The organism is Candidatus Centipeda massiliensis (assembly GCF_900290285.1).
GTDB classification, from domain to species: Bacteria; Bacillota; Negativicutes; order Selenomonadales; family Selenomonadaceae; genus Centipeda; species Centipeda massiliensis.
Map to the genome: position 1 here is coordinate 369,904 of NZ_LT985754.1, position 12,574 is coordinate 382,477.

Consider the following 12,574-nt stretch of genomic DNA (forward strand, 5'->3'; position numbering starts at 1 on the left):
TTACGCGAGCATGGAGCGGAGGAACCAGATCTGCTTTGCGTAGTTGGTGACGTGATCCTCCATGAGGTTCGCAACGCCGAAGCAGTCATGTGCATCGGCAGCCTTGCGGATCTCGAGCGCCTGATTCTGGAGGAGTTCGAGGTCGGCGAGTACGATCTCAAGCACCTTCTTCTGGTCAATCTTCTCGTCCGGGAGCTCCTTGATCGTTGCGATTTCCAGGTAGCCTTTGAGGCTCGCGACCGGCTGTGCATCTGCCATCTTGAGGAGCTCCGCCGTCTCGTCGAGCACATCCGCGAAGGAATCATAGAGAGACTCAAGGTACTCGTGTACCGCCTTGAACTGCGAGCCGACGACGTTCCAGTGGAGGTTGTGCAGCTTGATGTAGCTGACGCCGATGTTGGCGATGTAGCCGTTGATTGCATTTGTGAGTTCAGACATATTCGTGTGTTTCATAGTAGTAAATCCCCTTTCGTTTTGTTGTTCCGCAGATGCCGTGGCATCTGTTTCATATCTCATTACGTGTGTTATTATATCCCACCGTGTTTTATTTGTCAATAGTTATTATTAAATAGTTTTGCGAAAAAATATCTCTGCGGTAATTTCTGCCGCAGAGATATGGAAGGTGGGGTATATGTATCTTCAATCCTTTACCTTGCGGAATGCAAGCGAGTAAAGGAGGACGACGGCAAAGCAGAGGACGGGGAGGTAGAAGGCAGTCCGGATGGCGGCGACCTCAGGGGTGAAGCCGCTGACGAGTCCGGAGAGTGTGCCGCCGTCGACGAGTGCGCCCATCATCGGGGTGATGATCGCGCCGCCGAGGATTGCCATGATGAGTCCCGCTGCGCCGAATTTGACCTCAGGGCCAAGGCCGCGCAGGGCGATGCCGTAGATGGTGGGGAACATGAGGGACATGCAGCCTGAGATGCCGACGAGGCAGTAGATGGAGGTCTCAATGGGGAGGTAGATGGTGCCGAGGCAGCAGAGGATGCCGCCGAGGGCGAAGACTGCCATCATCTTTGCGGGGACGATGTACTTCATGAGCCACGTGCAGATCCAGCGGCAGCCGATGAAGAGGAAGATGGAGTAGATGTAGTAGTTCGCTGCCTCCGCCTCGACGAGGTTCATGTTCGCCATGACGTATTTGATCGTCCATGTCCAGACGGCGATCTGTACGCCGACGTAGAAGAACTGGCTGACGACGCCGAATGCGTAGCGCGGGCGGGCGAGGAGGCGGCGGATTGCCTCACCGACGCTCATGCTGTCGCCTGCGTCGCGGTCACTGAGGGTGCTGCGATAGAAGAACATCCATATAATGAAGGCGATGAGGATGAGTCCGACGTAGGGGACGCAGACCCAGAAGAGTTCGGCGTCGCGGACGGCGGTGAGCGCTTCCGTGCTCATGGTGAGACGGTCGTCGAGGGTGGCGGGGTTCAGATGCGCGAGGATGACGTATTTCGCGAGGAACAGCCCTGCCATTGAGCCGAGCGGGTTGAACGCCTGTGCAAAGTTGAGGCGGCGGACGCTGGTCGACTCATCGCCGAGGGAGAGGACGAACGGGTTGCACGTGGTCTCAAGGACGGAGAGTCCGCCCGCGAGGATGAAGATGGAGACGAGGAAGAGGTTGTAGCTCTGCAGGATCGCCGCCGGGATGTAGCCGAACGCGCCGATCATGTAGAAGCCGAGTCCGACGAGGACGCCCATGCGGTAGGAGTAACGCTTGATGATAAAGGCGGCAGGAAGTGCGAGGACGGCATACGCGCCGTAGAACGCGACCTGCACGAGGGAGGAGTCGACGGCCTTAATCATAAAGATCTTGGCAAAGGACGGGACGAGGTTGTCCGTCATGTTGTTGAGCAGTCCCCAGAGTGCAAAGCAGGAGACGAGCAGGAAGAAGTATACGCGGTACTGGTGGGGCACGACGGGGGTATCGTCCACGTCGCGCACGTCCGCTGTGAAGGCGGCGGTATCTTTGGTCATGTGAATCACCCTCTGCTTGAAATAAAGTTCTATTGTCTGCCCGTTCTATGCCCCTTTCGCGAACGCTTAGTTGTGCAGGTGATCGCGTGCTCATTCGCCTAAATACCGGCGCACTTCTTAAACGCGCTTCGCTTGAACGAAAGAAGTACGCCGGGGGCGAGTCGCTCGCTTTTCTCACCTGCTCCACTAGGGTTCGCTCCAAGGGGCATAAAATCAGGCTTCGTAGACCATTTACAAAAATAGATCCTCCTTAGTCCTCCGCAGCGTAGTGCTTGTAGCCGGGGTGGCGTCCCTGAACGCCGTAGTAGCTGCGTAGACCCACGAGCTTGTCGATGTTCGCACGCGAGATTTCCTTCGGCCCGCCGAGCATGTAGGCGGTGAGGTTGATCTTGGCGAACAGTTCGAGTGTCTCCATCTTGTAGTAGGCGTCGATGAGGTTCGCTCCGAGGGTGAGTGCGCCGTGGTTCTCAAGGAGTACGGCATCGTGCTCTTGGATGTAGGGCGCAATCGCCTCGGGGACTTCGTACGTGGACGGCGTGCCGTACGGCGTGATGGGGATGGAGCCGAGCGAGACGACAGTTTCGATCATGTCGTAGCGGTCAAGCGGGATGTGCGCGACGGCAAAGCCGGTCGCCGTGGGCGGATGCGCGTGCACGACGGAGCGTACGTCTGCGCGATCCTTGTAGCAGCGCAGGTGCATCTTGATCTCGGAGGAGGGACGATAGCCCTCGTTTGCCTCAAGGATATTGCCCTCGCGGTCGATGCGGACGAGTTTCTCCGGTGTGATGAAGCTCTTGCTGATGCCGGTCGGCGTTGCGAGCAGGGTGTCGTCGTCCAGAAGGACGGTGACGTTGCCGTCGTTCGCGGCGACCCAGCCGAGCTGCCACATCTTGTGACAGACATCGCAGATCGCGTCTTTGATTTCCTTTATATTTTCCATTTCTCTCACCTTTCAGGCGTCTGTGACGACACCCTTTTGCAGTATGATGTTGGCGTACAGCGCGGATTCACCCGTGGTGACAATGGCGTACGCCGTGCGCGCCTCGTCGTAGAAGCGGAACCGCTCGATCGTGCCGACGGCTGCCGCGCCGCGCGCGTCATGCTTTGCAATGATCTCCTTGTACGTGTCCCAGATCGGGGTTCTGACGGGATCGCCCGGCATGACTTCCATGAGGCTGACCGGTTTGTCGACGTAGGGGTCGAGCGGGAACAGCGTGAGGATCGCGTCGAGGAGTTCGGGAACGCCGTGCCCGTCGGCGCGGATGACGATGCAGTCCTTGCCGACCGATTCGGCGGGGAAGTTGCCGTCGCCGATGACGATGCGGTCGCTGTGTCCCATCTCGGCGAGTACCTTGAGCAGAGCGGGGGAGATGATTTTCGGGATTCCTTTCAGCATGGGGTCAGCCCCTTCCATTTTTCAAAATGTGCGTCCCATTGGTCGGTGTTCTTCGGCTCGTACGCCGTGATGTCGGAGGAGGCGCGGATGAGTGCCCGTGCCTCGGCGAGATCCTTGACCTCGCCCGCCGCAATCAGCTGCAGGGCGATATTGCCGAGGACGGTTGCCTCGATGGGTCCCGCGAGGACGGTGCGTCCGCACGCGTCCGCCGTAAGCTGGGCGAGGAGCCGGCTCTGGACGCCGCCGCCGATGAGATAGATCTTGTCGTAGTGTTTGCCCGTGCAGGTCTCGATCTCCGCGAGTGCTGCGCGGTAGGAGAGGGCAAGGCTCTCGTCGATGCAGCGGACGACTTCGCCGACGGTCTCGGGGACGGGCTGTCCCGTGCGCTCACACGCGGCGCGAATGCGGAGCGGCATATCGCCCGAGGGCAGGAACGCGGGATCGTCGGGGCGGATGAAGGAGCGCTGTGTGGGGGCTGCCGCCGCCATTTGCTCCAGCTCGCCGTAGGCGTATTCGTGCCCTTCGCGCATCCACTGACGGCGGCTCTCCTGAATGAGCCAGAGTCCGATGAGGTTCTTGAGGAAGGAGATTCGCGCACCGTAGCCGCCCTCGTTCGTGATGTTGCACGCAGCGGAGGTCTCGTTGATGATCGGCTCCCGCAGCTCTGTGCCGAGGAGTGACCATGTGCCGCAGGAGAGGAAGATGAAGTCCTCCTCTCCCGTGGGCACGCCCGCCATGGCACTCTGGGTGTCGTGTCCCGCGACGGCGATGATCTGAGGTCTGCCCATGCCGAGCTCGGCGGACAGTTCCTCGGTCATGCGCCCGATGGGCGTCGCCGTGGGGACAATGTCCGTGAGGATGTGCGCGGGCAGGTCGAGTGCGGTGAGTACCTCACGCGACCATGTACGCCTCTGCGCATCGAGCATCTGTGTCGTCGTTGCAATCGAATACTCGGTCTTCTTCTCCCCCGAGAGGAAGTAGTTGAGGAGATCTGGCATGAGCAGCAGCGTCTTTGCACGCGCGAGCAGCTCGGGGCGCTGCTGCCTGAGGGCGAGCAGCTGAAACACGGTGTTGATCTCCATGATCTGATTGCCCGTGATGCGGTAGAGTTCCTCGCGTGAAATTTTTTGGAATGCCGTGCTGCTCATGCCGACAGTGCGGCGGTCGCGGTAGTGGACGGGGCTTTCGAGGAGACAGCCGTCAGCGTCCAAAAGCCCGAAGTCAACGCCCCATGTGTCTGTGCCGATGCTCGCGATGTTATGCCCGCGCGCCTTCAGCAGTCCCTGTTTCATCTCGTGAAAGAGGCGCAGGACATCCCAGTACATCGTGCGTCCAAGGTGGACGGGATCGTTTGTGAAGCGGTGCAGTTCCTCCATGCGGATGCGGCTGCCGTCGTACGCGCCCAGGACGGCTCTGCCGCCCGAGGCACCGAGGTCGAAGGAGAGCACATATTTTTCCGTAGCCATGGAAGCCTCCGATGTTATTTATACATTGGCCCGTAGGCGGCACAGGCGCGATAGTCCTGTCCCTCTGCGTCCATGCCGAATGCGTTCCATGCCGCCGGGCGGAAGACATCGACGTCCGCGACGTTGTGCATGCAGACGGGGATGCGCAGGATGGAGCAGAGTGTGATGAGGTCGGCGCCGATGTGTCCGTAGCTGATTGCACCGTGGTTTGCGCCCCAGTTGTTCATGACATCGTAGGCGGAGCGGAATGCGCCCGCACCCGTCAGGCGCGGGGTGAACCAGGTGCACGGCCAGGTGTAGTCCGTGCGCTTCCAGAGCTTGTCCGAGACCTCGTCGGGTAGATTCACCGTCCAGCCCTCAACGAGCTGCAAGACGGGGCCAAGACCCTTGACGAGGTTGACGCGCACCATGGTCGCGGGCATCTCGCCGCGCGTGAGGAAGCGGGAGGAGAAGCCGCCGCCGCGGAAGTAGCCGTTGTCCGCCGGGCACCACTCGGTCGCATCGAGGCACGCCTTCTGATCTTTTTCCGTGAGCTCCCAGAACGGCTTGATGACAGAATCTGCGCCGTCCTTGACCGCGCCGCACGCATCGAGGCACGCTGCACCGGAGTTGATGAGGTGGATGAAGCCCTTGCCTTCCTTTGCGCGTCCTTCCAGATCGTAGCCCGTCGCCTTTTTGACCGCCGCGGGGCTCCAGTAGGTACGCACGTCGGCAAAGATCTGAGCGCGGTTCGTGAGCAGCTTGTTGAAGAGCATCGCAACGCCGTTCAGCGTGTCGTTCTCCGTGGCGAGGATGTACGGCTCACGCGCACCATTCCAGTCGAACGAGGAGTTCATCATCGCCTCGGCGAAATCGCCGTTCGGGTAGAAGTCCGTCCACTGGCGCTGCCCCTGGAAGCCGCCCGCAATCGCGTTGTGCCCGAGCACCTCTTCCTCGCAGCCCTTCGGCAGATTCTTGTTGCCGTTGTAGAGGTCTTTGATGATGCACATCATCTTGACGACGAATTCCCACGCCTCTTTCTTTTCGGCGTCGGACTTGCGTGCAAATTCGGGGTTCTTGTCAAAGCCCTCCTTGCAGTGCTCCTTCGTCCACGCGAGTGCCTTCTTGTACTCCTCCGGGTCGTAGACTCCCTCCGTCATGCGGCGGATGATCTCGACCTCGTCGACGGACTCGACGCGCATGCCGAGGTACTCCTCAAAGAACTCGGGGCTGATGATCGAGCCGCCGATGCCCATGGTGATCGCGCCGATCTGGAGGTAGGACTTGCCGCGCATCGTGGCGGCAGCAACGGCGGCGCGGCCGAAGCGGAGCAGCTTTTCCACAACGTCGGCGGGAATGCCCTCGGCGTCTGCCTCCTGCACGTCATGACCGTAGATGCCGAATGCGGGCAGCCCTTTCTGCGCGTGGCTCGCGAGGACGGAGGCGAGGTAGACCGCGCCCGGGCGCTCCGTGCCGTTGAAGCCCCAGACTCCCTTGATCGTCATCGGATCCATGTCCATCGTCTCCGAGCCGTAGCACCAGCACGGCGTGACCGTCAGCGTGATGTCCACGCCCGCGCGGCGGAACTGCTCTGCGCACGCCGCCGCCTCAGGGACGCGGCCGATGGTCGAGTCCGCGATGATGACCTTTACGGGATCGCCGTTTGTGTAGCGCAGGTTCTCCTCGAAGAGCTTCTTCGCTGCGCGTGCCATGCCCATCGTCTGCTCCTCAAGTGCGCCGCGCACATCGAGAACGCCGCGCCGCCCGTCGATCGTCGGACGAATGCCAATGACGGGATAGCCGCCGATGCACCTTGTTTCTGCCATGATGATTTCCTCCGTTTCATCTGTGATTCATCGTGTTGATGAATATTTACTTTTTTCTGTCATGCCTGTATTATAGCGTTGAACGGAGGGCGGCGCTTGTGCTATACTATGTAAAAATTGTACGATTTTATCTTTTTGCAAAACTCAATATATCTTGAGAAATACTATCATCAATGGGAGAACGTGAAAAACATAACGATCTTGGCGGAAAATGCGACGATATTATCTTTTGCAATAAGGGGGGACGGACGGTGAAACACGAGGGGTACAACGAATTCCGCACGCGCGGGCGCTTTGATTTTCCAATCGAATTCCATCATGTCGACTGCACGCACCCGCGCTTTCACATGCCCTATCACTGGCACATCGAGTACGAGATTGTCTACATCGTACGCGGCGGTCTGAAGCTCGCGCTGAACGAGGACACGGTGCAGGCGCAGGCGGGGGATATCATCTTCATCCGCGACGGCATCGTGCACGGCGGCGCACCGCTCGATGAGGAGACCGTCTACGAGTGCATCGTCTTCGATATGAAAAAGCTCCTGCACGGCAGTGAGTGCACGGGCGAGGGAGTGCGCAAGGTCTTGGAGCATGAGCTGCTCATCAACAAGCATATCCCGCGCGAGACGCGCGATGTGCCGCAGATCATCGACACGCTCTTCGCCGCGATGAAGGCGGCGCAGACGGGCTATGAGCTGATCGTGACGGGCATGCTCTACGCCTTTCTCGGCGTGGTGCTGCAGCACGGACTCTGTCACGAACCGAATGCGGCTCTGCGCGAGAGCAGCCGGCGGCGCGTCATGCAGCTCAAGAAGACCTTTCAGCTCATCGACGACGCATACGATCAGCCGCTCACCCTCGGCGATCTCGCGGCTGCGGCGGGTCTTACGCCCAACTACTTTTGCCGCTTCTTTCAAAAGATCACGCACCGCAGCCCCATTGACTACCTCAACTACTACCGCATCGAGATGGCGTGTATCCGCCTCGCGCACAGCGATGAGAACATCACGGAGATCGCGCTCGCGACGGGGTTCAACGACATCAGCTACTTTATCAAGACGTTCCGAAAGTACAAGGGAATCTCGCCGCTGAAGTATCAGAAGACAATTTCCTCTTGACAAAAAATAACTTTTGTATATAATTCATATCAACAAAATATGTGTTTTCGGAAATGGAAAAGGGGACTTACCATGAGCGAGAAAAAATACCATTTTGAAACCCTGCAGGTGCGCGTCGGACAGGAGGCGGCGGATCCCGTGACGGATGCGCGTGCCGTGCCGATCTACCAGACGACCTCATACGTGTTCCACAATGCGCAGCACGCCGCCGACCGCTTTGCGCTCAAGGATCCGGGCAATATCTACGGGCGTCTCATGAACCCAACGCAGGATGTCTTCGAGAAGCGCATTGCGGCGCTTGAGGGCGGCGCGGCGGCACTCGCATTTGCCTCGGGGGCGGCGGCGATCACGGCGACGTTCCAAGGGCTTGCCCATGCGGGCGATCACATCGTCGCGCAGCAGACGATCTATGGCGGCTCGTACAACCTCCTCGCGCATACGGTGAAGGAGTGGGGCATTGACGTGACCTTCGTCGATCCGAAGGCGGGCGCACAGGGCTTCGCGGACGCGATCCGCCCGAATACGAAGTGCGTCTTCATCGAGACCGTCGGCAACCCGAACGCCGACCTCATCGACATCGAGGCGGTTGCTGCGGCAGCACACGCGCAGGGCGTGCCCGTCGTCATCGACAACACCTTTGCAACGCCGTACCTCCTGCGCCCGATCGAGCACGGCGCGGACATCGTTGTGCACTCGGCGACCAAGTTCCTCGGCGGACACGGCGCGAGCCTCGGCGGCGTGATCGTCGACGGCGGTACGTTCGACTGGAAGGCGTCGGGACGTTTCCCGCACCTCACCGATCCGAACCCAAGCTATCACGGTGTGAGCTTTGTCGATGCGCTCGGCCCCGTCGCATTCGTCGTCTATATTCGTGCACTCATCCTGCGCGACACGGGCGCAGCAATCGCACCACAGAGCGCGTTTTACTTCATTCACGGGCTTGAGACACTGTCGCTGCGCGTCGAGCGTCACGTCGAGAACGCGCTGAAGATCGTGGACTTCCTTGCAAAGCACCCGAAGGTCGCGAAGGTCAACCATCCCTCCCTGCCCAACCATCCCGACCACGAAATCTACAAGCGGTACTTCCCGCACGGCGGCATCTCCATCTTTACCTTTGATATCGTGGGCGGGCGTGAGGCGGCGTTCCGCTTTATCGACAAGCTGACCCTCTTCTCTCTGCTCGCGAACGTCGCGGACGTGAAGTCGCTCGTCATCCACCCCGCGACCACGACCCACTCCCAGATGAACGAAGCCGAGCTTGCCGCCTCCGGCATCGGCGAGGGAACGGTGCGCCTCTCCATCGGCATCGAACATGTCGATGATCTGATTGCTGATCTTGAGGAGGCACTCGCGGCGGTGTGACGGATTGCCGTTTGCCCCACGTCGCAGTATCCTGAAAAAAACCTTGCCAATCTCGCCCCGCCTGTGCTATAATGCGTCATGTCGCATAAGCGCATGGAGAGGTGTCCGAGTGGTCGAAGGTGCTTGACTCGAAATCAAGTGTGGTGATGAGCCACCGTGGGTTCGAATCCCACCCTCTCTGCCAGTAAAATCAAGGCTTCCGGGGTTTTTACCTTGGAAGCCTTTTCTGTTCTGTTTTTATTTTTGACATCATTTTTGACATCATGGCATTTATCGACCGTATTTCTCTTCACACTTGACCGCTTGAACGGTAAAATGTATAATAAACGTAAAAGCTACTATCATATAAGCAATCGCCTCAAATGGTGTATGAGAGAACCCGATAACTTATCAGACGGGTCTAGTTGTTTTATTCGTGTACGCTTTTTTAGGGGGGTCACTGTGGCAGCAGTAATTAGAAGACTTTCCCGCATGGTTGTACATGGCGTCGGAAGTATTGCTCTCACTCAAAAACGGAACTATATGCAGCACATCTCTACGCCTGCAAAAATGACGCAGAAAATCTGGCGACGGACAGGCGATATGCTTAGGACGTCGATGGAGTATGTAGGTGACTATGCCGAAGCAAAGCAAGCAAAAGAAGGCTGATGAGCAGTCTTTGCCGGATAACCGTAGGATTCTGATGTTTCCGACTGCTTCCGCAGATACGCCTAATGCCTTTGCACATTTAGGATTCCGATTTTGCTACACGGTTATTGCTTGGTTCGTTTTAGGGAGAGGTATCAATGAAACCTCGTTCTTTGTTTCTTTGAATTTGTTTGTCGTCCCCATTCTAATGGATTGTTTGAAATTTACACCTACTACAAGAGTTCGTATGTATATTCGTCGTGCGGAGATTTTTGTATGCGGCTTTTGGTTTTTGTTTTCCGTTTTGGGGATGACGGGAGTGTTCACTGTCATAAAGTTGGGGGATCAGTACCTTTTATCGACAGCAGAGGACTTTATCGGCTTTTATCTGTCGGGAATTGACTTGCGTTATGTATGGCGGGCTGTTGTAAGTGTTACTTTTGTGACACTGATAGATTGGCTTTTCAAGCGAACACGACGCGATGAGGTGTTTGCAGGAACTCACAGAACGGGGGGAGACTCATGAGATTCGAAGATGTGATATTTATTCTGTGTGTCTGTGCTATCGCCTTTTACGTTGCCACTGTTATTAAATTTAAGGAACAGGGAGCAGGTGTGTTTTTTGGTGTGATTCTTTCACCGGTAATCCCCTTTTTTATGCTATTGGCACTGTATGTCACTTTCCCCAAATTGTATAGTGAGCTTATAAAGGGACTGCCTATGAAAGAGCAGTTTATATGGACGGTTCGTCTTATACGGGCGATTTTCTCGAGTATACCGATTCAGCACACCGTGTGTATCGCATTTGTGTGTGATGTGTTGAGAGAGAACAGGCGTGATGCTGCGACACAGAATAATTCATTATCGGGGCGGCTATATGCTGACATTGAAAGCCTCGTTATGGCGTAAAAATTAAAAGCACTTTGCAAATAATGCAAAGTGCTTTTCTTGTGCGCGGATTCTATTGCTCCGAGATCAACGCTCGTACCTTTCCTCAACCTGCACGATTCTCTCCGTCACACCCTCCTGCATCTGCTCCGTGTTGTGCACATATCTATCCATCGTAAAGGATGCTGACGCGTGCCCGAGGCGCACCTGTATCTTCTTTGCGCTGATCCCCTGCTCCGCAAGGAGCGTCGCGTGGGTATGGCGGAACGAGTGAAAGCGCAGATCTGCGGGGAGATTCAGCCGTCGCTTGAGATCGGCGAAGAGATGTGTCACCGCCGTCAGCGTGATCGGCTGTGTCTCGTCGCGCAGGGAGCGGAAAACATAGCTGTCCTTTGTGAGAGGGACGCCCTGCCGTAGGAGGATCGCCGTGAGCTTCTTCCTCCATGCGAGGAGATTCTGCACAGCAGCAGGGGAAAGCGTGACCGGCGGGCACTGTATGCCGTCTTGGTCGTGCCCTCGTACTCCTCTGCAGCGCGTTTCCGAGCCTTTGAGACGCGGATCGTCGCTGCCTTTGCGTCAAAGTCCGACCAGCGGAGCGCGACGATCTCACCCCGGCGCAACCCTGTGCCCCACGCGAACTTAAAGAGATGTTCTGCCTGTGATCCACGGATCGCATCAAGGATCGCGTGATAAATCTCCGGTGTGACAATGCCCGCCGCCGTCGCCTTGTGCTTGGGTTTACGGATGTACTCCATCGGGTTATTCTCGATCATCCGCTCGAATTTTGCTGCCCGAAAGATCGACTGCAGCAACGTATAGACCGCTTGTCTCGTCCGATCGCCATCGATCTTGGCGAGGATGTGCTTCAGCAGGGCGGGCTTCACATCGGCGATCTTCATCGTCGGCGAGATTTGCGGTAGAATATGGCGCGTGAGAAAGCCTTGATAGGTGGAGAGCGTCGAAGCCTCTAGTTTATCCACGTCGCGCTTCATGGCGATGAACTCGTCAGCGAAGCGGTGAAACGTCTCGACTAGCAGGAAATCTGAGATGTTCGCGTTCATGATGCGTCGCCGTTCTGCCTCGAGTTCCTGCAGCGTGTAGGCGTAGAAATAGCGCCGTACCTTCTCGCCCGTGATCGGGTTCTCAAGGATGACGCTCGACTGGTAGCGCCCGTCCTTGCGTTTGGTTGGCATAATAAAACACATCCGAAGATTCGTTGTGGAATAATCCCCGAAGGTGTGATATACTTTCGCTTGAGAGTGCGGGCATATCTCCTCGGGGATTGCTTGTATCGCCGCTCATCGTGTTGGCGCACGGTGGGCGGTTTTTATTTTGTGCTGAAATGTTATGCTGCGGGCTTGCTCTTGTAGTTGACGACGGACATTTCCGTTGGGACCTTCCGCAGGGAGTTTACGATTTGCTCGAGCATATGAGCAACCTCGTCGCTGTATGTCGTGTCTCCGCATTGGGAGCAGACAAACGACGGAACATCTTTGATAATGATGATGTGCTCGCCGATCTCGACCATAAACGTCGTTTTTTTCTCCTCAAGCGATCCTTTGCACATGAAGCAGCTCATTGTGATTTCTCCTTTCGTGTCTTTCCGTCGGATTCCCAACGCTCGGGATCCGGATAATATGCGGTGATGAGATGAAGGTAATCTGAACCGATGCCACAAACGATGTGGAGCTGTTCGTTCGCCGCGGTTCGGCCAAGTATCAAATAGCTTGGGTGTGGATAGTCCTCCGGATAGTGCTCGACGATTTCGCCCGATTCAAGTGCGTGCGTCACATCGTCGATGGCTATGCCACGCTGAAAGAGCCGCAGAAGAATGTGATTCGTCCATTGGAGCCTATGCGCAGCGCATCGCTCTTGAATCGTTTTCAGTATGGCAGCATCTTTCGCGCTGTCAAAGTCCAATATCTCCATATAGCC

General features: G+C 57.1%; 15 protein-coding genes and 1 tRNA gene. 6 read left to right on the plus strand and 10 right to left on the minus strand.

Annotated features, from left to right (window positions below):
- The 6 genes from C8273_RS01830 to C8273_RS01855 form a co-directional block, all read right to left on the minus strand.
- Complete coding sequence (locus C8273_RS01830) at window positions 1-453, minus strand: Dps family protein (protein WP_234343784.1); 453 nt, start codon at window positions 451-453, stop codon at window positions 1-3.
- Window positions 454-639: 186 nt separating this feature from the next.
- Window positions 640-1,977 (minus strand): L-fucose:H+ symporter permease, encoded by a 1,338-nt coding sequence (gene fucP / locus C8273_RS01835; RefSeq protein ID WP_106626134.1) that lies wholly within the window; start codon window positions 1,975-1,977, stop codon window positions 640-642.
- Window positions 1,978-2,227: 250 nt separating this feature from the next.
- Window positions 2,228-2,917, minus strand: a complete 690-nt coding sequence (locus tag C8273_RS01840) for a class II aldolase/adducin family protein (RefSeq protein ID WP_106626135.1) — start codon at window positions 2,915-2,917, stop codon at window positions 2,228-2,230.
- Between the two features lie 12 nt (window positions 2,918-2,929).
- Complete coding sequence (locus C8273_RS01845) at window positions 2,930-3,373, minus strand: RbsD/FucU family protein (protein ID WP_106626136.1); 444 nt, start codon at window positions 3,371-3,373, stop codon at window positions 2,930-2,932.
- Complete coding sequence (locus C8273_RS01850; RefSeq protein ID WP_106626137.1) at window positions 3,367-4,839, minus strand: rhamnulokinase; 1,473 nt, start codon at window positions 4,837-4,839, stop codon at window positions 3,367-3,369. The genes C8273_RS01845 and C8273_RS01850 overlap by 7 nt, the downstream gene beginning before the upstream one ends.
- 14 nt (window positions 4,840-4,853) lie before the next feature.
- Window positions 4,854-6,644 carry an L-fucose isomerase gene (locus C8273_RS01855; protein ID WP_106626138.1) on the minus strand — a complete coding sequence of 597 codons (1,791 nt, stop codon included), beginning with the start codon at window positions 6,642-6,644 and terminating at the stop codon, window positions 4,854-4,856.
- Window positions 6,645-6,895: 251 nt separating this feature from the next.
- Between C8273_RS01855 and C8273_RS01860 the strand changes: the two genes are divergently transcribed.
- The 6 genes from C8273_RS01860 (at window position 6,896) to C8273_RS01880 (ending at window position 10,660) form a co-directional block, all read left to right on the plus strand.
- On the plus strand, window positions 6,896-7,762 hold the full coding sequence (locus tag C8273_RS01860; RefSeq protein ID WP_106626821.1) for an AraC family transcriptional regulator: 867 nt from the start codon (window positions 6,896-6,898) through the stop codon (window positions 7,760-7,762).
- 72 nt (window positions 7,763-7,834) lie between these two features.
- A complete protein-coding gene (locus C8273_RS01865; RefSeq protein ID WP_106626139.1) occupies window positions 7,835-9,124 on the plus strand; it encodes an O-acetylhomoserine aminocarboxypropyltransferase/cysteine synthase family protein in 1,290 nt (429 codons plus the stop codon).
- 95 nt (window positions 9,125-9,219) lie between these two features.
- A tRNA-Ser gene (locus C8273_RS01870) sits at window positions 9,220-9,308 on the plus strand.
- 257 nt (window positions 9,309-9,565) lie between these two features.
- Entirely contained in the window at window positions 9,566-9,772 is a 207-nt protein-coding gene (locus C8273_RS12615; RefSeq protein WP_159060728.1) for a hypothetical protein, read from the plus strand.
- The gene (locus C8273_RS01875; protein WP_106626140.1) at window positions 9,741-10,277 is read left to right on the plus strand and encodes a hypothetical protein; all 537 of its coding nucleotides are present in this window, start codon (window positions 9,741-9,743) and stop codon (window positions 10,275-10,277) included. Before C8273_RS12615 ends, C8273_RS01875 begins: the two co-directional genes overlap by 32 nt.
- Window positions 10,274-10,660 carry a hypothetical protein gene (locus tag C8273_RS01880; protein ID WP_106626141.1) on the plus strand — a complete coding sequence of 129 codons (387 nt, stop codon included), beginning with the start codon at window positions 10,274-10,276 and terminating at the stop codon, window positions 10,658-10,660. The genes C8273_RS01875 and C8273_RS01880 overlap by 4 nt, the downstream gene beginning before the upstream one ends.
- 66 nt (window positions 10,661-10,726) lie before the next feature.
- Here C8273_RS01880 and C8273_RS13355 read toward each other — a convergent pair whose 3' ends face one another.
- The 4 genes from C8273_RS13355 to C8273_RS01895 form a co-directional block, all read right to left on the minus strand.
- Window positions 10,727-11,062: a tyrosine-type recombinase/integrase gene (locus tag C8273_RS13355; protein ID WP_267895793.1), complete on the minus strand. Its 336-nt coding sequence runs from the start codon at window positions 11,060-11,062 to the stop codon at window positions 10,727-10,729.
- The gene (locus C8273_RS13360) at window positions 10,978-11,832 is read right to left on the minus strand and encodes a tyrosine-type recombinase/integrase (RefSeq protein WP_267895785.1); all 855 of its coding nucleotides are present in this window, start codon (window positions 11,830-11,832) and stop codon (window positions 10,978-10,980) included. Before C8273_RS13360 ends, C8273_RS13355 begins: the two co-directional genes overlap by 85 nt.
- Before the next feature lie 152 nt (window positions 11,833-11,984).
- On the minus strand, window positions 11,985-12,218 hold the full coding sequence (locus tag C8273_RS01890; protein WP_106626142.1) for a type II toxin-antitoxin system MqsA family antitoxin: 234 nt from the start codon (window positions 12,216-12,218) through the stop codon (window positions 11,985-11,987).
- Window positions 12,215-12,568 (minus strand): DUF4258 domain-containing protein, encoded by a 354-nt coding sequence (locus C8273_RS01895; protein WP_106626143.1) that lies wholly within the window; start codon window positions 12,566-12,568, stop codon window positions 12,215-12,217. The genes C8273_RS01890 and C8273_RS01895 overlap by 4 nt, the downstream gene beginning before the upstream one ends.
- Window positions 12,569-12,574: the final 6 nt, after the last annotated feature.

Coding starts and splice junctions, on each gene's coding strand:
- C8273_RS01830 (WP_234343784.1), bottom strand. CDS start 453: ATGAAACACACGAATATGTCTGAACTCACAAATGCAATCAACGGCTAC.
- fucP (WP_106626134.1), bottom strand. CDS start 1,977: ATGACCAAAGATACCGCCGCCTTCACAGCGGACGTGCGCGACGTGGAC.
- C8273_RS01840 (WP_106626135.1), bottom strand. CDS start 2,917: ATGGAAAATATAAAGGAAATCAAAGACGCGATCTGCGATGTCTGTCAC.
- C8273_RS01845 (WP_106626136.1), bottom strand. CDS start 3,373: ATGCTGAAAGGAATCCCGAAAATCATCTCCCCCGCTCTGCTCAAGGTA.
- C8273_RS01850 (WP_106626137.1), bottom strand. CDS start 4,839: ATGGCTACGGAAAAATATGTGCTCTCCTTCGACCTCGGTGCCTCGGGC.
- C8273_RS01855 (WP_106626138.1), bottom strand. CDS start 6,644: ATGGCAGAAACAAGGTGCATCGGCGGCTATCCCGTCATTGGCATTCGT.
- C8273_RS01865 (WP_106626139.1), top strand. CDS start 7,835: ATGAGCGAGAAAAAATACCATTTTGAAACCCTGCAGGTGCGCGTCGGA.
- C8273_RS01875 (WP_106626140.1), top strand. CDS start 9,741: ATGCCGAAGCAAAGCAAGCAAAAGAAGGCTGATGAGCAGTCTTTGCCG.
- C8273_RS01880 (WP_106626141.1), top strand. CDS start 10,274: ATGAGATTCGAAGATGTGATATTTATTCTGTGTGTCTGTGCTATCGCC.
- C8273_RS13360 (WP_267895785.1), bottom strand. CDS start 11,832: ATGCCAACCAAACGCAAGGACGGGCGCTACCAGTCGAGCGTCATCCTT.
- C8273_RS01890 (WP_106626142.1), bottom strand. CDS start 12,218: ATGAGCTGCTTCATGTGCAAAGGATCGCTTGAGGAGAAAAAAACGACG.
- C8273_RS01895 (WP_106626143.1), bottom strand. CDS start 12,568: ATGGAGATATTGGACTTTGACAGCGCGAAAGATGCTGCCATACTGAAA.